This is a genomic window from Natronomonas sp. (assembly GCF_046483325.1).
Classification (GTDB): Archaea; Halobacteriota; Halobacteria; order Halobacteriales; family Haloarculaceae; genus Natronomonas.
The window spans coordinates 66086-86475 of sequence record NZ_JAWODL010000012.1; the positions used below are offsets into that span (position 1 = coordinate 66086).

At 63.6% G+C, this 20390-nt stretch carries 24 protein-coding genes and 1 pseudogene; 11 read left to right on the forward strand and 14 right to left on the reverse strand.

Annotated features, from left to right (window positions below):
• Window positions 1-108: 108 nt before the first annotated feature.
• Complete coding sequence (locus R6U53_RS03220; protein ID WP_410320927.1) at window positions 109-528, reverse strand: DUF5995 family protein; 420 nt, start codon at window positions 526-528, stop codon at window positions 109-111.
• Window positions 529-695: 167 nt separating this feature from the next.
• Here R6U53_RS03220 and R6U53_RS03225 point away from each other — a divergent pair, with 167 nt between their 5' ends.
• Genes R6U53_RS03225 through R6U53_RS03235 form a run of 3 tightly spaced genes read left to right on the forward strand, consistent with a single transcriptional unit; the run spans window position 696 to window position 3708 of the window.
• Window positions 696-1568: a hypothetical protein gene (locus R6U53_RS03225; RefSeq protein WP_410320928.1), complete on the forward strand. Its 873-nt coding sequence runs from the start codon at window positions 696-698 to the stop codon at window positions 1566-1568.
• Window positions 1565-2077: a hypothetical protein gene (locus R6U53_RS03230; RefSeq protein WP_410320929.1), complete on the forward strand. Its 513-nt coding sequence runs from the start codon at window positions 1565-1567 to the stop codon at window positions 2075-2077. Before R6U53_RS03225 ends, R6U53_RS03230 begins: the two co-directional genes overlap by 4 nt.
• Window positions 2074-3708: a GMC family oxidoreductase gene (locus R6U53_RS03235; protein ID WP_410320930.1), complete on the forward strand. Its 1635-nt coding sequence runs from the start codon at window positions 2074-2076 to the stop codon at window positions 3706-3708. Before R6U53_RS03230 ends, R6U53_RS03235 begins: the two co-directional genes overlap by 4 nt.
• Window positions 3709-4163: 455 nt before the next feature.
• Here R6U53_RS03235 and R6U53_RS03240 read toward each other — a convergent pair.
• Window positions 4164-4555, reverse strand: a pseudogene (locus R6U53_RS03240) (solute carrier family 23 protein); the annotation flags it as partial.
• A gap of 110 nt (window positions 4556-4665) precedes the next feature.
• Between R6U53_RS03240 and R6U53_RS03245 the strand changes: the two are divergent.
• Complete coding sequence (locus R6U53_RS03245) at window positions 4666-4812, forward strand: hypothetical protein (protein ID WP_410320931.1); 147 nt, start codon at window positions 4666-4668, stop codon at window positions 4810-4812.
• Between the two features lie 42 nt (window positions 4813-4854).
• On the opposite strand, the gene R6U53_RS03250 is transcribed toward R6U53_RS03245, so the two are convergent.
• Both R6U53_RS03250 and R6U53_RS03255 read right to left on the reverse strand, forming a co-directional pair.
• On the reverse strand, window positions 4855-5883 hold the full coding sequence (locus R6U53_RS03250; RefSeq protein WP_410320932.1) for a deoxyhypusine synthase: 1029 nt from the start codon (window positions 5881-5883) through the stop codon (window positions 4855-4857).
• A 348-nt stretch (window positions 5884-6231) separates the two neighbouring features.
• Window positions 6232-6480, reverse strand: a complete 249-nt coding sequence (locus R6U53_RS03255) for a hypothetical protein (RefSeq protein ID WP_410320933.1) — start codon at window positions 6478-6480, stop codon at window positions 6232-6234.
• A gap of 131 nt (window positions 6481-6611) precedes the next feature.
• Between R6U53_RS03255 and R6U53_RS03260 the strand changes: the two genes are divergently transcribed.
• The 4 genes from R6U53_RS03260 (at window position 6612) to R6U53_RS03275 (ending at window position 10890) form a co-directional block, all read left to right on the forward strand.
• Window positions 6612-8048: a 4Fe-4S ferredoxin N-terminal domain-containing protein gene (locus R6U53_RS03260; protein ID WP_410320934.1), complete on the forward strand. Its 1437-nt coding sequence runs from the start codon at window positions 6612-6614 to the stop codon at window positions 8046-8048.
• Window positions 8048-9385, forward strand: coding sequence for an NrfD/PsrC family molybdoenzyme membrane anchor subunit (gene nrfD / locus R6U53_RS03265; protein WP_410320935.1), 1338 nt, complete (start codon window positions 8048-8050; stop codon window positions 9383-9385). Before R6U53_RS03260 ends, nrfD begins: the two co-directional genes overlap by 1 nt.
• A complete protein-coding gene (locus tag R6U53_RS03270) occupies window positions 9385-9615 on the forward strand; it encodes a hypothetical protein (protein ID WP_410320936.1) in 231 nt (76 codons plus the stop codon). The genes nrfD and R6U53_RS03270 overlap by 1 nt, the downstream gene beginning before the upstream one ends.
• A gap of 111 nt (window positions 9616-9726) precedes the next feature.
• Window positions 9727-10890, forward strand: coding sequence for a P-loop NTPase (locus R6U53_RS03275; RefSeq protein WP_410320938.1), 1164 nt, complete (start codon window positions 9727-9729; stop codon window positions 10888-10890).
• Window positions 10891-10923: 33 nt separating this feature from the next.
• Here R6U53_RS03275 and R6U53_RS03280 read toward each other — a convergent pair whose 3' ends face one another.
• From R6U53_RS03280 to R6U53_RS03300, 5 genes are all read right to left on the reverse strand, one after another.
• Window positions 10924-11247: a transcription factor S gene (locus R6U53_RS03280; protein ID WP_410320939.1), complete on the reverse strand. Its 324-nt coding sequence runs from the start codon at window positions 11245-11247 to the stop codon at window positions 10924-10926.
• A 301-nt stretch (window positions 11248-11548) separates the two neighbouring features.
• A complete protein-coding gene (locus R6U53_RS03285; protein WP_410320940.1) occupies window positions 11549-11965 on the reverse strand; it encodes a hypothetical protein in 417 nt (138 codons plus the stop codon).
• A complete protein-coding gene (locus R6U53_RS03290) occupies window positions 11958-12803 on the reverse strand; it encodes a hypothetical protein (RefSeq protein ID WP_410320941.1) in 846 nt (281 codons plus the stop codon). Before R6U53_RS03290 ends, R6U53_RS03285 begins: the two co-directional genes overlap by 8 nt.
• A gap of 72 nt (window positions 12804-12875) precedes the next feature.
• Window positions 12876-13712 (reverse strand): RAD55 family ATPase, encoded by an 837-nt coding sequence (locus R6U53_RS03295; RefSeq protein ID WP_410320942.1) that lies wholly within the window; start codon window positions 13710-13712, stop codon window positions 12876-12878.
• Between the two features lie 32 nt (window positions 13713-13744).
• Entirely contained in the window at window positions 13745-14719 is a 975-nt protein-coding gene (locus tag R6U53_RS03300) for a beta-ribofuranosylaminobenzene 5'-phosphate synthase family protein (protein WP_410320943.1), read from the reverse strand.
• Between the two features lie 164 nt (window positions 14720-14883).
• Between R6U53_RS03300 and R6U53_RS03305 the strand changes: the two genes are divergently transcribed.
• Both R6U53_RS03305 and R6U53_RS03310 read left to right on the forward strand, forming a co-directional pair.
• Complete coding sequence (locus tag R6U53_RS03305; RefSeq protein ID WP_410321131.1) at window positions 14884-15090, forward strand: transposase; 207 nt, start codon at window positions 14884-14886, stop codon at window positions 15088-15090.
• A gap of 148 nt (window positions 15091-15238) precedes the next feature.
• Window positions 15239-15313 (forward strand): hypothetical protein, encoded by a 75-nt coding sequence (locus R6U53_RS03310; protein ID WP_410321132.1) that lies wholly within the window; start codon window positions 15239-15241, stop codon window positions 15311-15313.
• A gap of 226 nt (window positions 15314-15539) precedes the next feature.
• Here R6U53_RS03310 and R6U53_RS03315 read toward each other — a convergent pair whose 3' ends face one another.
• Window positions 15540-15875, reverse strand: coding sequence for a rubrerythrin-like domain-containing protein (locus R6U53_RS03315; RefSeq protein WP_410320944.1), 336 nt, complete (start codon window positions 15873-15875; stop codon window positions 15540-15542).
• Here R6U53_RS03315 and ilvD point away from each other — a divergent pair.
• Entirely contained in the window at window positions 15857-17614 is a 1758-nt protein-coding gene (ilvD, locus tag R6U53_RS03320; RefSeq protein WP_410320945.1) for a dihydroxy-acid dehydratase, read from the forward strand. The genes R6U53_RS03315 and ilvD overlap by 19 nt on opposite strands.
• Window positions 17615-17632: 18 nt before the next feature.
• Here ilvD and R6U53_RS03325 read toward each other — a convergent pair whose 3' ends face one another.
• The 4 genes from R6U53_RS03325 to R6U53_RS03340 all read right to left on the reverse strand — a co-directional run bounded on the left by R6U53_RS03325 (window position 17633) and on the right by R6U53_RS03340 (window position 20383).
• Window positions 17633-18511, reverse strand: a complete 879-nt coding sequence (locus tag R6U53_RS03325; protein WP_410320946.1) for an FkbM family methyltransferase — start codon at window positions 18509-18511, stop codon at window positions 17633-17635.
• Window positions 18429-19175 carry a methyltransferase domain-containing protein gene (locus tag R6U53_RS03330; protein ID WP_410320947.1) on the reverse strand — a complete coding sequence of 249 codons (747 nt, stop codon included), beginning with the start codon at window positions 19173-19175 and terminating at the stop codon, window positions 18429-18431. The genes R6U53_RS03325 and R6U53_RS03330 overlap by 83 nt, the downstream gene beginning before the upstream one ends.
• Window positions 19176-19297: 122 nt before the next feature.
• Window positions 19298-19981, reverse strand: a complete 684-nt coding sequence (locus R6U53_RS03335; protein WP_410320948.1) for a DUF2391 domain-containing protein — start codon at window positions 19979-19981, stop codon at window positions 19298-19300.
• A 48-nt stretch (window positions 19982-20029) separates the two neighbouring features.
• The gene (locus R6U53_RS03340; protein ID WP_410320949.1) at window positions 20030-20383 is read right to left on the reverse strand and encodes a hypothetical protein; all 354 of its coding nucleotides are present in this window, start codon (window positions 20381-20383) and stop codon (window positions 20030-20032) included.
• Window positions 20384-20390 lie beyond the last annotated feature (7 nt).

Consider the following 20390-nt stretch of genomic DNA (forward strand, 5'->3'; position numbering starts at 1 on the left):
CGAACACAGCCGGTCGGTGTGGGACCGTACCACGCTCCAGTAGGTTTCCGAGCGAATGACTGCCGTTCGCCACGCCATCTCGCGAGCACGACGAAGCGCCGACGCCGATCACCGTTCGTCGAGGTCAGCTATACCATCGCCGGCCGCGGAGAGCCCAGGGGCGTATCGCTCGGTGAGTAGTTCTCGTTGGACGACCACGAGACGCGCGAGTATCGCGTCGATCCGCCGGTGGCCCGCGTGCTTGACGTCGCGACCTGGATAAGGATCGACATCGGTGAACGTCAGCGCGAGATCGTAGACGATGTGGGCGTTGATTCCGAGAAATGCGTCTTGGATCACGACAGCCGGCCCATGGATCGCAGTCCCGAACGCGATGGGCCACGGATCCGGAACGTCGGCGTACGCCCCACGTTCGAATCCGACGAACGCGCATCGATAGTACTCCGCAACCCGAACGAGGTAACGGCGCATCCACTCGGGGTCGTCGAAGCTCCCGCCGTCGATCGTGCGTGCCGTCTGTGCCGTCATCTCCGCGTACCGTGAGAAAGATCAACCGATGGTCGACACGTTCGATTGCTTCTTCGCGGTCGAGCTCGCCGTCGAGGTACTGCCTGAGAACGGGGCCTTCCCACAGGCTTTCGCCGTCCGGTTTATACTGCAATGTTTTTTTAATATGTGGGGTGTTATCTGTGGGTATGCGAAACGACGGAATCGGTCGGAGGATCCTCCCCAGTCGCGATTCCCTCCCACTGGTCGCTGCCGTCGGTGCGCTCTACCTTCTCGTCACGCTGGGAGAGCGGGTGCTCTCCGGGGCTGTGTCGATTCCGGCGTTCTCGGTCGTCGAGTTGACCGCGGTGCTCCCGGTTCCGGTGCTGTTGGCGGCAGGGCCCGCGGCGCTGTGGGGAATTCCGCTCGGATACGTGCTGAGCGATGCGGCGACGAGTTCGCTCGGACCGGGCACCCTCGTCGGCGCGGGCGCCCACCTGTATCTCGGCTACGCAACGTGCAAACTCCTCCGATGGTTCGACGCCGACGCCCCCCGTGTCTCGGTCGGTTTCGGTCGATTCGTTCCCGCCGTCACCATCGCAGCGGCCGGCGCGGCAGCCATCTCCGGATGGGGCGGCGAAGTCATCCACCGGACACCGTTTTTTGTCGCCGCGCCCACGGCGTTCGCCGAGTTCGCCCTCCTGAGTATCCCGTTCGCGCTCCCGCTGGCCGGTCTGTTTGGACGGGTCGCGTCCGCGGGCGCGTCGGCGCTCGGGGTCACAGCCGCCCCGCGACGGCGGTTCGACGGCCGGCCCAACCTCCGCCGAGTCGCAGCCGTAACGCTCGGATGGGTCGGCCTCGGGACGGTAGCGAGCGTCGGCTACCGGACGTTCGAGAAGATTCCCGCCGGTGCGTTCACGAGCCGCGACCTGGAGTTCGTCCTCCTGTTGCGTCAGCCGACGCTGTTCGGACCCGGTGCGGGCCGGCTACAGGTGCTGTTGGGTTCGGTGCTTCTGTCGGTGCTCGTGGTCCTTCTGGTCGAGCCGTCGGAGCGAGAGCGGTCGGAGGTCCCCGCCCGATGAGACCGACTAGACGGCAGGCCCTCCTGGGTCTGGTCGGTGCGAGTTCCGCGGGCGGTCTCGGCGTCTACGAGCTGCTCGACCGGACGATGGTCGACGGCCCGCTCTCCGACGCCGGAATGGACGGCCTGCTCACCGTCGCCGATATCGTCCACCCGGCGGCGCCCGAAGACGTCGAACCCGTGATTTCGGCCTACGTCGACGGACTGAGCGACGACCGGATTCGTGAACTCGTCACCGCCCTGTACGAGCTCGACAGTCGCTCGCGCCGACACTTCGGCGTGTCGTTCGGCGCGCTCTCCCGAGCGCGTGGCGAACGTCTGCTGGCGACGCTCGGGGTAAACCGAGCTCAATCGAGACCGAAGGGGACGCTGGCCGAACGCGTCCGCTATCACATCGTCAACGCCGTTCTGTACGCGCTGTTAACCCGACCCGCCGGGACCGAACTGTTCGGTATCGGCAACCCGGTCGGCTTTCCCGGCGGGTTCGCCTCCTACACGGGGGAACCATGAGCGCGGACGACGGACGACCGACGCAGGTCGATCGCTCCCCGTCGCCGAGGGCGGACGTCTGCGTCGTGGGTGCCGGCGTCGCCGGCGGACTCCTCGCACACTCGCTGGCGACGGCGGGACTCGACGTGGTCGTCCTCGAAGCGGGACCCCGATTCGAGTTCGGCTCGCGAATCGAGCGGATGGAGCGTGCGCTCCGTCCCGACAGCGTCCAGTCCGTCTGGGACATGGGCGGCGAACGCGACGCGTTCACCTCCTCGGGGCCGCAGCACTACACCCTCAATCAGAGACGTGTCAAGGGCGTCGGCGGCACGACGCTCCACTGGGCGGGGTACACCCCGCGCCTCCACGAGAAGGACTTCGAGATGCGCTCGCGGTACGGTCTCGCAAGCGACTGGCCCCTCGGATACGACGACCTGCGGTCGTACTTCGCCGAGGCGGAGACGGAACTGGGCGTCGCGGGCGGCGACGACAACCCGTTCTCCCCGCCGCGCGAACATGACCACCCGCTCCCACCGTTCCCCACGGGACCGGCTGACTCGCGCTACGTCGAAGCGTGTTCGGACCTCGGGATAACGCTGCACTCGGCGCCGCAAGCCCGAAACTCCGAGGGGTACGACGGCCGCAGTCAGTGCATTGGCTACAGCACCTGTATCCCGGTCTGTCCCTCGGGCGCGAAGTACAGCGGCGACGTGCACGTCCGGAAGGCAGAAGAGGCGGGCGCGCGCGTCGTCGACCGCGCACCCGTTCAGTCGCTCGAACACGACGATGCGGGGGAGACCGTCGAAGCCGCGGTATACAACACGCCCGACGCGACGGAACTGCGTCAGGAGGCCCGGTACTTCGTGCTCGCGGGTGGCGCGGTCGAGATTCCGCGCCTCCTCCTGTCCTCGACTTCGGAGGCGTACCCCGAGGGACTGGCGAACTCCAGCGGTCTGGTGGGCAACTACTTCATGGAACACCCCATCGCGAGCGTCCGGGGGACGATACCGAAGCCCGACGGTCAGGAACCCATCTTCTGGTGGCCGCTCGAATCCCACCAGTTCTACGACCACGAAGAAGCGACGCCCGGAAGCATCAAACTGGAGTTCAAGCAGGGGAGTCAGACCGACCCAACCGGCGCGCTCCGCGGGTCCGACAGCTTCGCCAGCCCGGTCGTGGGCGACGACTTATCGGTCGAGGACAGCCCTGAGTGGGGCGGCTGGCGGCTGACGATAAGCGCGCTCGTCGAGATGCTCCCGCGAGAGCGTAACCGCGTGGCGCTGGACGAGAGCCAGACGGACGACCACGGAAACCCCGTCCCGGACGTGGCGCTGGATGTCGGAGATCGAGAGGTCCAAACGCTGGAACACGCTATCGACATCGGCACGCGCATCCTCGAATCGATGGGCGCGACGGACATCGAGACGACCGACCCAGAGAACCCCGGCTACGCGTCGCACCACATGGGTACCACCCGGATGGGAGCGGACCCGACCGAGAGCGTGGTGAACCCGCAGTTGCGGACGCACGACCTCGCCAACCTGTTCGTCTCCTCGTCGAGCGTCTTCGTCACGGCGGGGGCGATGAACCCGACATTGACCATCGGAGCGCTGTCGTTACGGCTCGCGGACCACATCGTCGGGCTGGGGTGAATCCGGTTTTTTGTTGCTGTTCGACAGTCGGCCAAAATCAATCCGGGGGCCAGACGCAGCTTATACCTGACCCAACGCTATCTGTCGGATTTTGGTCGTCGGATGAATCAAACGCGCTCGACGGGCGCGCGCTCTCGTAGGGAACGAAACGTCGCTTCAGATCTAACACGCCGAAAATCGGGCGGCTCAGATCACGGTCAGATCGTGATTTGCGTCACGAAGCGCGATGAGTCGTGAATCACTCGACCCGAAAACCGGAGTAAAACTGCACCTCGCAAACGTATGGATAAAGAGCTGGCCTCAGCACTCATAGGGCTCGTCACCGCCGGCTGCCTACACCGACTCGGGAAAGAGCGCTCGTCATCGGCCGACAAGACGTACGCACGCGAAGAATTAAAAACCTCAGTCGTCGGTGGCGGGCGTCTCGAGCGCCCCCGGCCCGTCCGCGGGTGCGGATCGAACAGCGGGCTCTGTCGACCGGGGACGGACGCGTTCAACAGGAGCGCAACAGCGCGGTCACGACGACGGGCTAGCCGAAGAACGTCTCGGCGGCCTCGGGAGGTCCCGCGAGTGCGCCGAGCCGAGTGGAGACGCCGAACCCGGGCCTCAACGCGACGGCGATGATGACCATGTTGCGCCGGTTGCGGTCGGTCTGTGAGAAGATGAGTCGTGTCCCGCTGGCGGCGATCATTCCAGCCGTGTGCAACACGGCTCCGCCGGAGACGGCGCTCGGGTTCGTCGTGACGAGCGCGCCGATCTTCGGGCTGAGACCCAGCGCCGCGAGAACGATCCCGCCGATACCGACGACGTATCGGCTCATGACGCCGGTGAAGCCGACGATCGCGACGGGGATGAGGTACGGTCCGATAACGATCGGTCGCCAATGGGGCACAAAAGTTGGTTCGTTCTCCCGTTCGAGAGAATGGATTTATGTATGCCAACGCGGTACCATATATCATGGGAACCGTTGAACTCCACCGCTGTCGACGATGTGGTTTCGAGGCGCCACCGGACGCGGGTGCGTGGGGATCGGTCTATCACCCGCCGCTCGGGGAACTGACACAGTGTCCGGAGTGTGGGAGCACGGATACGGTCTCCCTGTAGCGTTCGGGACGGGGTTCGACCACGAACGACTTTTGCTGTCGATCACTCGATCGCATCGAGTGCGCCGGCGACGACGAGTGGAAGCGTGATCGTCGCGTCCGCGTACACGGAGACGTTTCGAGCCTCTTTTTTCAGTTTCCCCCACGATCGGGCCTCGTCGAGCGTCGCCCCCGAGAGGCCACCGGTCTGGGGCGGATCCATCGTCAACTGGACGGCGTAATCGTACGCACCGGGCGTCACGAGCATCGTCTGGAGAACGTAGTTTTTCGGCACGCCACCGCCGATCACCATCGCGGCCGTCGAGTCGGCCTCGTAGGCGAGGTCGTTCAGCGGTGACATGTCCGCGAGCGCGTCGAGCGAAAAGCCGCTGACCTGAGAGTGAAGCCACGCCTGTAGTCCGAGGACGGAATCTTGGATCGCCGGGACGTGGATCGGGACGTCGTGTTCGTACGCCGCCGCCGCGATTCCCGCGTCCTCGTCGATCTCCTCGCGGGCGTTCACATCGGCGTTGGCCCGTCCGAGTTCGCGCGTGAAGTCGGCGATGGAGACGACTTCCTCGCCGATCGCGTCGAACACCTCCGCCCGGAGATGCTCCTCGAAGAGCGTGAAATGCTCCTGGGGAAGGTAGACGTTGTATATCCGGTCGACGCCTTCATCGCGGAGTCGTTCGTCAAACTCCCGCTCCTCGTAATCGGGATGCTCGTGCGTTCCGTGGTGGTGTTTGCCGCCGATCGCCTCGATCGAATCGTGGGTCAGGTTCGCCCCGGTCGTCACCAACGCATCGATGTGCCCCTCTCGGATGAGGCCAGCGACGATCGCGCGCATTCCGGCCGGGACCATCGCCCCAGCCAGCCCGAAAAATACGGTCGTGTCCTCGCGTTCGAGCAGCTCGGCAGTCACGTCGATCGCTTCCGCAAGATCCGCCGCGCCGATCCCGGCGTTCCCGTACTCGGCTGCCAGTTCGGCGACCGTCATCCCCGCGGAAATCTTGGCGTGTCCGATCGGATCGTGACAGAACGCTTCCCGTTCGGGTGATCCGTGGTCGTCCTCACCGGTACCGTCGTCAGTCATTATTCGTGTCTGGGGTGGCGGTCGGTTAAGTTCGCCGCTCCGGCGACGCCGTCGTTCGATGGACGAATCGATCGGTCATGATCGGAGATCGAGTCGAAGCAGTTGGTGGTGTGCCGCCGACCGTCGTCGCGAAATTCGATCCGGACCGGTATTCCTGATGGGCTGAAAAACGACCGGTGTTGTCCCCCTAGCGGTCGTCTCTCGGCAGGCAATGGGGAGTCTTTATTACCGTTCGGCCAAAGACCCACCTTGATGGCAGTGCCCGGTGCCGACAGGCGAAAACCCACCGATGGAATCCGGACGGATGGTATCGATCCGACGACGCCCGACCGTTCGGGGTCCGGTGGTTCACCCACGGCGTCCGGCTCCGACGGTTCGAACCGATCCGTCGGGGTCAGAGTAGCTAACGTGGGATCGTTCGCCGACAACACGGGCAGTCGAGAAGTTCAGGTACTGAACGGAATCGCCGAAACGGACGACGGACTTGCCACCGCACCTCCAGCCATCGAGGTTGTCACGGGGCCAACCGCCGTCGCGGAGCAGTCCGGCGGTACTCCGGACCGGAGTACCGGGTCGGACGGCAACTTCGGTGAACATAGTATTTATCTGCACTGTTTGGACCCCGATCCGGATGCGCACCGACGTGCTGCGATCGTCGATTTGCGCGATCAACCGTGTCCGGACGGGACAGTATCCGTGGCGGGACCACGGAAAACGGTGATTACCAAATGAGTAGAGACGACGACTCCTGTGGTCACGGCAGTTGTGGCTGCGGGGACAACGACAACACAGCGGACGAATCGTTCCATCCGATGGGGGCCGAGCACGAAGACGAGATGCGGGAGATGCTCGACGAAACCGAGTACGATACCGAACTCGGCATGGAAATGGCTAAGGATTCCATGCGGCTCATCCAGGGTGAGATCTCCGAAGCGGAGTTCCACGAGAAATACAACGAAGCGGTCATCGAGGAGTTCGAAGTCGACGACCGGCCGACGGTCGAGGCCTTCGAGGAGATGGAAGCCGAGGAGAACAAAGGGCTCCTCGACAAGCTATCCGGCGACGGAAGCGTCGTGGAGAAACTCTCGAATCTCGATGCGGAGATGAACCAGAGTCGTCGAGACACGATGAAGAAGATGGGTGCCGGGGCTGCGGCACTCGGTCTCGGCGGCGTCGCATCCGCGCAGAGTTCGGGTGACCCCAAAGACGACGGGTACGGTGCCGAACCCGTCGGCGATACCTCCCGAAGCGGCAAACAGATGGGAATGGTCATCGACCTCGAACGCTGTGATGGCTGTCTCGAGTGCGTCACTGGCTGTATCGAGGAGAACCAGACCTCGACCGGTGCGAACTGGATGTACGTGCTCGCCTACGAGGACGAGAACACCGAGCAGGAGAACCTGCTCGTTCGCCCATGCCAGCACTGCACCAACGCGCCGTGTGAAAAAGTCTGCCCGGTTCGTGCGCGACACACGCGAGAGAAGGACGGCATCGTTCTCACGAACTACGAGACCTGTATCGGGTGCCGGTACTGCCAGGTCGCCTGCCCGTACGGCGTCAACTACTTCCAGTGGGGCGAACCCGACGTTCCGTACGAGGAGCTTCCGGGCTCCGAGAACGACTTCGAGGAGCTGAAACAGCTCCCCGATGAGGAGCGCAACCAGCAACTCGTCGACTCCAACGACCACATCCACGACGGACGCGGTCAGTGGAACGATATGCGCCCACCGCAGGGTGTCATGGGCAAGTGTACGTACTGTCCGTCGCGACAGGACGGCCACCAGGGCGAAGAGAAGGTCGGAACGACCGCCTGTCAGGACGCCTGCGATGCGGCCGGAATGAGCGCGATTCACTTCGGCGACATGAACGACCCCGAGAGTCGCCCGCAGCAGTACCTCCGTCAGCGCGCAGAGCAGGAGTTTGAACAAGACACCGAACTCGACAACGGTGAAGATTGGGGCGAGACGGTCACCCCGTGGGGGAAGATGTCGGCGTTCAAACTCCTCGAGGACCTCGGCACCGACCCGAACGTCGTTTACTTGGGTAACGAACCCGGTCCCGAGGCCGAGCAGGTCGATGGCCCGGTCACCTACGAACAGATCGGCGTCGAGGACAACCGAAAACACCACCTCGATCAGTTCACGTTCGGGGCGGGTGATGACTGATGTCGTCGAATACACCCTCTGTCGACGACATCGTGCGCCCGATGCAGAGCACCTCGATGGGATACTACATCGTCTTCGCGGTCGCCAGCGTCCTCGCATTGATCTGGTTCGGCCTGTGGTCGATCCAACTCCAGCGCGGGCTGGCGGTCACGAACCTCGCCGACTGGGGATCCGCGGGTGGCGTCACTTGGGGCCTCTACATCGGCGCGTTCATCTGGTGGGTCGGGATCGCTCACGGTGGTATCATCCTCTCGGCCGCGGTGCGGCTGTTCGGGATGAAACGATACCTGCCGGTCGCTCGACTCGCCGAGCTTTTGACCATCGGCGCGTTGAGCATGGCTGGATTCTACATCATGATCCACCTCGGTCGTCCGGACCGAATGGCCTGGAGTGTGATTCAGTCGTACCCGGTCACCGTCCACCAGTCACCGCTGGTGTGGGACGTGACCGTCATCACGATGTACATGGTGATGACGCTCACGTATCTCGGGTTGACGATCCGTTACGACCTCGCCCGCATTCGCGATGACCTGCCGGATATCCTCGAACCGGTGTACAAGATCGCGACGCTCGGCTACACCGAGACCGAAGACGAGATCATTGAACGGATCGTCTGGTGGCTCGCGCTGGGCGTCATCGTGATGGCGCCGCTGTTGCTTCACGGTGGCGTCATTCCGTGGCTCTTCGCGCTGTTGCCGTCGATGCCCGGCTGGCAGGGCGCAGTTCAGGGTCCGCAGTTCCTGACGATCGCGCTCACGTCCGCTATCGCAGGCGTCATCATCCTCACGCTCGTGTTGCGGCGTGCCTACGACTGGTATCATATCCTCACGGACGATGTCGTCCGTGGACTGACGCTGTGGCTCGGCCTGTTCGGGCTGCTCTTCCTTTGGCTGCAGCTCCAGCAGGTCATCACGGGCGTCTACGCCGCGCCGTTGGATCAACGCGCCGTCGCGGGTGCGAAGGTCACCGCACCGGCGTATCAGTTCGCGATCGGGGTCGTCCTGATCGCAATGGCGTACATCTTCGCACAGGCGGTGAAACCGGACGTCTTCAGTCCCGTCCGTTCACTCGCTGCGTCGCTGTTGATACTCTCCGGTACGCTTGTCGAGAAGGTGTTGTTCGTCTTCGAGGGGCTCGAGTACCCGACGTTCAGCATGTACTACAACTCCCCGGGACACTACTTCCCCAGTCCGATCGAGATGGCGTCGCTCGTCGGAACGATCGCGCTGTGTACGCTGTTCTTCCTTGTGGTGTTGAAAGTCATACCGGTGATCGAGTTACACGCGATCGAAGAACTCCGTGACGAGGGCCACGGATCAATGGAGGGTGATGACTGATGGCCGAATTCGACGTGTGGAACGTTCTATATCCCGGCACTTGGGTAATCTTCGGTATCATCGGTCTACCGGTGTACACCGCGATTATCGGCTGGTTCGTCGGAAAGCCGCGCGATCTCGGTAAAGCGATGCTGGCACTGACGTACCTCGTCGGCTTTATCGTCTCGATGTGGGTCGGAGTTTACATCTTCACGATCCTGCTCGGCATCGTCTTCCCGCCCGCGATGTAGGGCGGCCGCGATCCGATCTCTTTCAGTCTCGCGTCATCGTTGAACGTCGCCTGTGCCGATCGAACGAAGATAAAGTCTCATACGTCCGCAAGCCGTAGAGGAGCCGATCAGATGACCGAACTCGAATCGGAACTCGAAGCGCGGCTCCGGGAGGTCGAAGATCCGCTCGTCGGCGAGGACATCGTCACGATGGGATTGATAAACGACGTGACGATCGACGACGGTACGGCTTCGATCTCGCTGGCGTTCAACACCCCCTTCGCACCCGCGGAACTCGAACTGGGCGACGCCATCCGAGCGGCCGTCAAAGACGTTGGCCTCGAACCGGACCTGTACGCCGAAGCCGGCGAGGAACACGGCTTCGACGAGGAGGTCATGCCGAACGTCCGAAACGTCGTCGCCGTCGCCTCTGGGAAGGGAGGCGTCGGAAAGACGACCGTCGCCGCGAACCTCGCTGCGGGACTCGAACAGATGGGTGCGCGCGTCGGCTTGCTCGATGCGGACATACACGGTCCGAACGCCCCCCGCGTCCTCCCCGTCGAGGATGACCCCGGCGTGACGCCACAGGAGAAGATCGTCCCGCCGACCGCCGACGGAGTAAAGGTCATGAGCATGGGCTTTCTGCTCGGCGAGGAGGACGACCCGGCCATCCTCCGCGGCCCGATGGTCAACAACGTGATGACGCACTTCTTCGAGAACGTCGAGTGGGGCGCGCTCGATTACCTCATCGTCGACCTCCCGCCGGGGACCGGCGACGCCTCGTTGGACCTCGTCCAGACGCTCCCCGTCGCCGGCGTCGTCATCGTCACGACGCCCCAACAGATGGCCGTCGACGACGCCCGCAAGGGGCTTCGCCTCTTCGAGAAACACCACACGCCCGTGTTGGGCATCGTCGAGAACATGAGTCTGTACCACTGTCCGAACTGTGACGACGTGCACGACCCGTTCGGACGGGGCGGAGCCGAGGAGATCGCCGAGGCCTACGACGTTGACCTGCTCGGGCAGATCCCGATTCACGCGGACTTCGGCGCGGACGGCACGGCCGCTCCCGCCGTGAAACTCGAGGACAGCCCGGTCAGAGAGGCGATGGTCGAGTTGATCGATACGATCGCCGACCACATCGGCGAGGTCAACCGCCGCAAGGTCGCCGGCATGCTCGACGTGGGCCGCGAGGAGGACAAGAGTCCGGTCGACGGCTCGCCGCCGGGTGGCGCTCCCGGTTCCCAAGGTCCGCCCAGAGGCGGGCCGCAGGGCGGTCCGGGGCCGAAACTGTAGCCCTGCTCGTCAGTACGGCCGTCCGATTCGTCGTTAATTGTACTCGCGCCAGCGGTAGCCGCAGTCTCGGCACTTGAAAAACCGCGTCGGCGGTTCATCCGCCGCGCCGGTCTGTTTGATCGTATACCACGCCTCCTCGTGGCCGCATTTGTCGCAGATAACGTCGGTCGCCGTGGGTTTCCCCTCGAAGTCCGCGTCCGCCGATGACTCGATCACGTCGTCGTCGGTCTGGGCTTCGGTGCTGACGAACGACTCGGCGCGCGTCGCGTCCTTTCGCTGTACGGCTCCGCAGGACGAACAGACCATCTCGTCGCCGTCGGCGTGCATCAGGGAGCCGCAGTCGTCGCAAAACTGCATGGCCGTGGTTAGACCGTCCCGTTGAAAAGCCTGAGGGCGTCGCGAGTAGTCGGTGTCGGTGCGTCGTGACGGTCCACGGAACCGCGCGCCCGCCCGAAAGCCCTCGGCCGTCTCGACGCCCGCGGCTCGTCGTGCGCGGTCGCTCGCGGTGCACGCTCACAGAAATCGACGAGGAAGCCCACGAGATCAGTCGTGGGTCACTGACGCGCTTGGGTCGCCGGGGTTCGTCGGGACGCCTCGCCTTTTCGATCGGCGGTGGTGGGACCGCGACTGCGCGACGAATCGTGGCGGACGACAGCGGTTACGATCCGTCCGAAAAGACGGCGTCCTCGCGCCGCCGCTCTACGATCGGGCAGTTTCGAACTCGGAACGAGTCGACGCCGACCAACTCGACGATCTCGGTGCCAGGATTCCTGCAGGTCGCGTTGGGTGGTTCGGAAAAATGCTCACAGGTCGTACAGTAGCGCTCTTTCGGCACGACGGCTTCCGGTGGCTCGCCAGACGGATCCGCCGCCGTCTCACCGGCCGCCTCCTCTTCCTCCTCCGTTTCGATCGCCGCCCAGACGGCTTCGTCGTCGAGCGGCGAGACCTCCATCTCCTCGAACAGCGCGTCAGCGTCGACTTCGAGTTCGATATCGTCCCCGTCCAACTGGGCGAACGGGTCGTCGGCGAGCGGGTCCCGATCGCCGTTTTTTCTCGCGGCTGGCTCGTCACTCATCGGCGGACTCCCGCGTTCCCGACCCGACGGCCAGCGTCGGCGACGCGAACAACCCGAACAGCGAGTTCGATTCGTCGAGCCCGCACAACCGGCGATCGCAGTGCGGACACGTCGGGGTCGAGAGGAGCCCGATCCGAACGGACTCGCCACAGCCGCCGCAGTCTGCCGTCGCCGTCCCGCGTCGGTTCGCCGCCTGCTGGAGCTCGTTCAGTTCGGCGTCGGCCGCCGCGTTGGCCTCAGTGTGGCGCTTCCGAGCGACGAGGGCGCGGGCGAGTCGATCGAGCTTCTCCTCGGCCGTCTCGAGTCGGCCGTCGACAGGGCTGATCTCCGCCTCGACGGCTTCGAGCGACGCCTTGACCTCGGCGACCTCCGCTCTCGCCGTTACGAACTCGTCCGAAAGCGTCTCGATGCGATCGGAGAGCGTTTCGAACTCCGCGTGGGAATGGTCGGCTGGCGCGCGTTCCTCGATCGCGTCCCGCAACTGGATGACGCGCTCGCGGAGGTCCTCGACGTTGTTCGTGAGCTTCGCGTCGAGTTCGTTCACTCGACCGTCGATGTCGGTCGTTCTCGCCGCCACCTCGTCGATCCTGTCGTCGGTCTCCTCGAATCGAACGTCGATCCCGTCGAACACGAGCCGGTCGCCGCTCTCGACCGACTCGAACAGCGATCGCGACCCCTCCTCGTCGAACTCCGCGGCCGTTCGGTGCGTTTCGAGCAACTGGACCAACAGTGCCTCGCGCTCGATTCCGAGCGCGGCGGCTCGCTCGTCGAGCCACTCGCACAGCGACGGGGGAAGTGCCACCGACAGTTCTGCATCGCCGGCGGATTCGGTGTCCATTGGGAAGTGGTAGGGCCGACCTACTGTTAAGCGTTCGGCCGATTCGGCGGCTGAAACGGCTGTCGTCGTCCGCTATCTGATCTTCCGGACGTCGCTGATGTCGAATCCGGATTCGCCGATTTCGGTTTCGAACCGGACGATGTCTTCGGCCTCGATTCGCGAGAGCACTCCCCGGAACTGTTTCACTACCATCGTCCGATCGCGCGTCGAGCCGCCGCTTTCCCACTCGAAGAGGAGCGTTCCGTCGGCGGCGTCGACCAGTTGACCGTGCCGCTGCTCGTCGAGCGACTCCCTGTTGACGTGAACGAGTACCATCCCGCCCCATTCGAACGCTGCCCGGGAAATTCCTTTTAAAAGAACGGGGATGTCGTCCCACGCCAGGTCGTCGGTCGGCGCGTCGATGAGATCGACGAGCGAGTCGATGATGACCAGATTACCGGGTGCGTGGTCGGTCAGCGTATCCCCGAGCGCTTCGGGGACGCTCTTTCGATCCCGTGTTTCGCCCGGCTCGAACATGAGGTTCGCCCGCTCGGCGTACCACGTGCGTGGAACCGGACTGAGGCGAAAATACTCGGCCGCGAGGTCGTGAAAAATAACGTTGTCGACGGCTGCGTCGACGATCTCCCCGTCCATCGTGAGTGCCATCTCGGATCGAAGCTGTCGCTTTTCGGCGGTGAATGAGACGTAGTGGACTTCTGGGGGTGCGTGCGCATCTGGCGAAAGCGACCCATAGTACAACTCGAAGAGATCAGTATCGCTCTCGACGAGGCCGTTCATCAGCGCTGTCGTGTAAATGAACTCCCGGGCACCGGCGCCTGCCTCCCCCGACAGCAAGACGACGCTCCCGGCGGGCACGCCGCCACCGATCGTCGTATCCAACCGGCGAATCCCGAAGGGGATGCGGTCCATACGCGCCTCTCGAACGCAACAGGCTTAAACGGTTACCGGATTTCGGTGATCCGCGCGCCGTCGTTTCGGGGTCGGACGATCCGAACGTCGCCTTCGACGTCGATCGACGAGAGCGCCGCTGCCGCGGTGTCTCGTGCCTCCTCGGCGAGCGATTGGTCGGTGATCCCGTACACAGCGGGCCCCCACGAGGACTGACCGACGCCGCGAACGGCGGGCGATTCGGTCAACTCGTCGATGAGTCGGCCGGCCGGGGGCCGGTAGACACCGCCTTGCTCGTCGGCGTACCACGCACCGTTGAGGCGGCCGAAATCGCCGACGGCGTCGCCGAACGCTTCCAGTCGTCCCTCGGCGGCGGCCGGGAGGAGTCGACGAATCAGAAGCGTCGCGAGCGAATCGGCGACCGACGGATCGGCGTTCTCGACGACGCTCCGCATGCTCTCCTCCTCGTTCTCGCCGCTTCGTCCCTCGTTAGCCTCGGGGAGGACGATCAAAAACCGCCACTCGTCGGGAAGGCGGTGCCGCGCCGTGACCGCCGGGACGGTCCACTCGCCAGCCGCCGGTGGCGCGGTGGTGAATCGCTCCGTCGGATGGCCGGCGTCGACGACGAACCCACCCCGTTCGAAGGTCGCGACGCCGACGCCGCTTCGACCGCCTCGGTTGAGCGACGGGGCCAACTCGCGGACGCTCACCGTCACTCCGTGTGCGCGCGAGACAGCGGCGAGCGCAGCGAGTGCGGTCTGCGTCCCGCTTCCGACCCCGACGTGTCGCGGGAGCGCCTCGATCACGTCGATCGACACGCCTCCGACGCCGAGCAGGTCACAGCTTTGCTCCGCGTACGCTTCGACGAGAGCGTCCGAGCAGACGATCCGGTCGGTGGGTTCGGCCTCCAAGACTACTTCGGGTGATTCGAGCGCGACGCCGACGCCGCCGTACAGCCGCTCGTGGGCCAACGAGAGGTTCTGAAACCCGACGTGTAATCTGGCACCGGCGTCGACACGGACGCGCATTGGCGGTCGTATGCGGACGGGACGGTTGTGCGTTTCGACAGCGGGGTAGCGTGCGCTGGTATGCCTGCCGATTACCATTTCGTACAACGGAGTAATGAAGCGAGCCAACCGGTTCGACGTTCACAAATCAACTTTTCGAGCAGTTCCGTGACACCACGGAGCGAATCGCGTACTACCAATCGCTCCTCGAAACCCGGAAAGGGTCCAGCAAACGTATCGACCGATTGCACCGCAAGCGCACGAATCGTCGCACCCACGCCCAGGACAGCCTCATCCGCAATCTCATGGAACGCCGATACGATGAAGACGTTTCGATGTCAACGTGGGCGGTATCGAAGGCGTTCTCTCGACGCACTGGTCTCCGGTTGTGAACGAGAAGACGCACAACTTCAGGGCGTACCGCCGATTCATTAACCGCCTCGGGGACGGTATGCGAAGAGTACGGTATCACGGTCGAAGAAGAATCCGAGGCGCGGGACGAGTTAGGAGTGTCCCAAGTGTGCCAAACGAGAAGAGACGATTCGTCACGAAGATTCGCTGACGTGTCCATGCGGGGTTGAACGACACGCTGACTTGGTAGCGTCGGACTCGTAGCTGAGACAGCAGACGACCGCGGTTGAGTCGATGGCACGACCCGTGTACCTCGAGTGGAACAACCACCGTTGGCGGGACGACCAGCGCCCGCTCTCCCTTGTGGAGACGACGGCCAACGAGGAATACACAAACCAGAGTACTGCTATGGGCGGGAATATCGCTCTCAGGGACTCAGACGACTGAGACTCCAACGAGAGGAATCCCACGACTTCAGGCGTGGGGGGTGTCAAAGGTCCCGTGACCGGCCGAGATGTAACAACTCGCCGCCGCATTCCTCACACGTTCCCGGGTTGATCCCCTCGGCGCGAACGCCACAGTAGAAACATTCGTACACTTCAAAACACGTTTGGGTGTTATTTGGGCGCATACGTGCCGATATGGTAGCAACATAGGTAGTACGTGGCCTAATACAACTAGTAGTATGTAAACACACGTCGCGACGACGGTGGACGAACGTCCACCGTCTCGGAAATCGAGTTACCCCACGTCCCGCGGCTTGGGTGAGATGCGGGTGATTAAGTCGTTCGGCATCTTGGCACACGTATGAGCCAGCAGACTCCATCAAAACAGGAGCCCGGCCGATACGGAAAAGACGAGAGCCTCCGGAGCCGCGACGTGACGGAGGGTCCCGAACGCGCCCCGCATCGGGCGATGTTCCGCGCGATGGGCTTCGACGACGAGGATCTCGCCTCCCCGATCGTCGGCGTGGCGAACCCCGCCGCCGACATCACGCCGTGTAACGTCCACCTCGACGACGTCGCCGATTCCGCCCTCGAAGGGATCGACGAGGCCGGCGGGATGCCGATCGAGTTCGGAACGATCACCATCTCCGACGCCATCTCGATGGGGACCGAGGGGATGAAGGCGTCGCTTATCAGCCGCGAACTCATCGCCGACTCCGTCGAGTTGGTCTCCTTCGGCGAGCGGATGGACGCGTTGGTGACAGTCGCCGGCTGTGATAAGAACCTTCCGGGGATGATGATGGCCGCGATCCGAACCGATCTCCCCTCCGTGTTCCTCTACGGTGGCTCGATCATGCCGGGGCAACACGATGGTCGCGACGTGACGATCGTGCAGGTGTTCGAAGGGGTCGGTGCCTACGCGCAGGGAGAGATGAGCGGCGAGGAACTCGACGACCTCGAACGGCACGCCTGCCCCGGGGCTGGCTCCTGCGGTGGCATGTTCACGGCCAACACGATGGCGTCTATCTCCGAGGCGTTGGGGCTCGCGCCGCTCGGCAGCGCCTCCGCGCCAGCCGAGGATCACGAACGCTACGCGATCGCCCAACGAGCCGGCGAACTCGCCGTCGAGGTCGTCGAGGCCGATCGACGTCCCTCCGACATCATCTCGAAGAAGTCCTTCGAGAACGCCATCGCGCTACAGACTGCGATCGGCGGCTCGACGAACGGTGTGCTCCACCTGCTCGCGCTGGCCGCCGAGGCGGGCGTCGACCTCACGATCGAGGAGTTCGACGAGATCTCCCGTCGGACGCCGAAGATCGCCGACCTCCAGCCCGGCGGCCAGCGCGTCATGAACGATCTCCACGAGGTCGGCGGCGTCCCCGTCGTCATCCGACGCTTGCTCGATGCTGGGCTGTTCCACGGCGACGCGATGACGGTCACCGGTCGAACGATCGAGGAGGAACTCGCCTTCTTGGAGGACGAACACGGCATCCCCACGGACGACGAAATCGAGGCCGACTTCCTCTACACGATCGACGACCCCAAGGAGCAGGAGGGGGCTATCAAAATCCTCAAGGGTAACCTCGCGCCCGATGGCGCAGTGCTCAAAGTCACCGGTGACGACGAGTTCCACCACGAGGGGCCTGCCCGTATCTTCGAAGACGAGGAGGACGCGATGGCCTACGTCCAGGAGGGCGGGATCGAGTCCGGCGACGTCATCGTCATCCGAAACGAGGGACCGAAGGGCGGTCCCGGCATGCGCGAGATGCTCGGCGTCACCGCGGCCGTCGTCGGTGCCGGCCACGAGGACGACGTGGCGCTTCTCACCGACGGTCGGTTTTCGGGCGCGACTCGCGGGCCGATGATCGGCCACGTCGCCCCGGAGGCGTTCGTCGGCGGTCCGATCGCCGCCTTGGAGGACGGCGATCACGTGACGGTCGACATTCCGGAGCGTCGCCTCGACGTCGATCTCTCCGAGTCGGAACTGCAAGCTCGTCTCGACGCGTGGGAACAGCCCGACCCCGCCTACGACGGCGGCGTGCTCAGAAAGTACGGCGACGCCTTCGATTCGGCGTCCAACGGCGCGGTCACGAACCCCGGAATCAAGCGGGACGACTGAACCGCTCCCCTCGGTTGCTCAAGGGGTTTTTTCGGCCTTGATGAACAAATCGTCGGTCTCGCTACGCAGATGGATCGGAACGACATCGAACCCACAGCGGAACAGGACCTCTACGACCTCGGTCAATGACCATCTCTCGAGGAAGTTCTCGAAGATGTGCTCAGGGCGCTTTCGCTGAAACGTCATCGGGAGATGGACTTCGAGATACACGAGGCGACACTCATCTCTCGAGAGGATCTCCTCGAGGCCTTTCACGACGTCGCCCTCGGCACCGAAGACATCTATCTTCACTACTGTCGGGGTCGGTAGTTCGTCGTCATCGAGTATTTCCACCGCGTTCGTCGTCGTGAACTCGGGCGCATCTGTATCACCCAACAGTCCGACCCGCCCGCTATGCGAGTAGTATTGCTCACTCCCCTCGTTGCTTATTGCTTTTTCGACGACGGTGGCTTCCAGCTGTGCGTCCGCCAACCGTCGCTTGAGCCGGGTCGCTCCATCTCCGGGCTCGAAAGCCACGACACGGTCTCTCCCGAGCATACTCGCGACCGGTTCTGTGAACAAGCCGGTGTGTGCTCCAACATCGTAGAACACATCGTCCGCACGGAGGTTGGCGAACAGGTCGCGGAAAATTGGCACCTCCGTCGACATCGCGGCGCGCAATCCCCGCCTTGGATCGATGCCGTATTTCACTGCCCAAACGAACGCCGTGAACCAACCGACGGCGTATAGTTTCCCAACCCGAAGGAACGAGGCCACTCCACCCTCTTCGATGAGCCGGATACTACGGAGTGCCAGGTTTTCGTTCGATCCCATATCAGTGTCCCTTCCTGGCGATGATGCCCGTCCACGGGAACCACTTGAAAAAGACGTCGACGTCGTTCTCCACGTCGAATCCAACGTCAGCGAGAAGGCGCTCGTACTCTTCGACCGTCAGTGGTCGGAGTTGGCCGCGAAGGGTCTTCGCCTTTCCGAGGATCTGCTCGTCTTCGAGCCCTTGCTCGGCTTTGAAATCCCAGTACTCCTCGTTCCAGATATCTTGGAAGAACGGGGATTGTGCGCGCGTCTTTTCGCAGAAGATCAGTGCGCCCCCGTATTCGAGATCATCGTATATCTGTTCGAGGAGCGACTTTCGCTGTTCTTCACGGATAAAGCTGAGCGTGAACAGACTGATCACCAGCGAGGCGTTCGGAAATGACATGTGTGTCGAAATATCAGCCTGGAGGATGTTTACGGCATCTTCGTGTCCCACGCGTTCGCGAGCTTTCTCTAACATCGGCGCTTGGAGATCGATCCCGACGAACTTCGGCGGCGCATCTGCCCCGTGACGTTCGAGCAGTCGCTCGATCGTCGTCCCCGTTGCACATCCGAGATCGTAAACGCGCTCTTCACCCTCCGATTTTAGAAACCACTCGGACAGCTTAACGACTCTCGTTTGGATCTCATCATACAACGGGATAGACTTTCTGACGTGTTCGTCAAACTGCCCCGCGACGCTTTCGTCGAACACCCACTCCCCTTCGCGTTGGCGTAAGTTCGTATCGACCGTCGTCTTCTGTGACATCTTCGTAACCCCTCTCTGTTCGGCCGTTCCCCCTGGTGATACTTCATTAAGAACTGTCTAACGGGCGGTTAGATGCTGCCGAAGATCCTCGCCGACGGATCGACTACGCACGCCCGGTCTGTTCAAAACAGCCCTTCGTCGTCGCCGATCCCGAGCCGTTCGCCGAACTGATCGAGTTCGTCGTTGATGTCGGCACCCTCGGATTCGCCGGGGAGGATGTCGCCCAACGCGCCACCGAAGGCTGCCGCCGTCCAGACGACGGAGATCCGTGCGAGCGCGACCAACGGATCGCTCCACCCGTCGAGACGCCCCCAAAGCGTCATGGTGAACGTCGCGGTCACGAACGAAATGATGACGACCGCGGTCAACCGGCGCGGAATGACGCCGAAGATCGGTCGGTGAATCTTGACGTCTCGGAAGTCGGCGTAGTACAGGAGCCCCGTGGTCAGCGTGATCAAGAATACGACGTTCGCCCCGAGGAACGCGGGCGTCCCGACGAAGTGATCCGCGATGTCGAAGACGCCGTCCTCGACGAGCAACGGCAACGAGATCAGGATGCTCCCGACGAACGCCTCGGCGATATCCCGCCTCGTGAACTTCCGGATCCCGTCGCGGATCGACGGTGTCGGCAGCCGGTCGACGAGCCCGATCGCCCTCCGGACCTCCCGACGCTCGTCGGGGTGGTCGACGGTCCGCTCTAGCGCCTCGAGTTTTCTTCGAACCGCGTCGATGTCGATGTCGTCTCCTCGCGGCTCCGACTCACCGTCTCGGGTGACTGGATCGTGATCACGGGCATCCTCGTCCATAGTCGAGGGTCCGCCGAGCGATCGAAAAAGGTTCCCACGACGGTGGAGCTATCGCCCCGATTCGATCGTCGTTTCGTGACCGTCCGCATGGCCGAGCGACACCTCGTGACCGGTGTGGCGGGCGTGCGTCTCCGCCCACCGCCGCGCCGGACGCTCCGTGAGGAACTCGTCGCCGTCCGAACACTCGGTGCAGCCCACACACCACGGCTGCACGTCGTCCGGGAAGTGGCCCGCGTGACGCTTGTGGTCGAGCGCGAACCGCTCGACGGCTCGGTTCCCGACGCGAAGCGTGTCGAGTTCGTAGTCGAGCGCCCACGTCTCGTCACACCTGCTGCAGGCCACTGTCGGGGTGTCGTCGATATCGTCCGGCTCGAGCCCGCCACCGTCGAACTGGTCTGACACGTCAGCC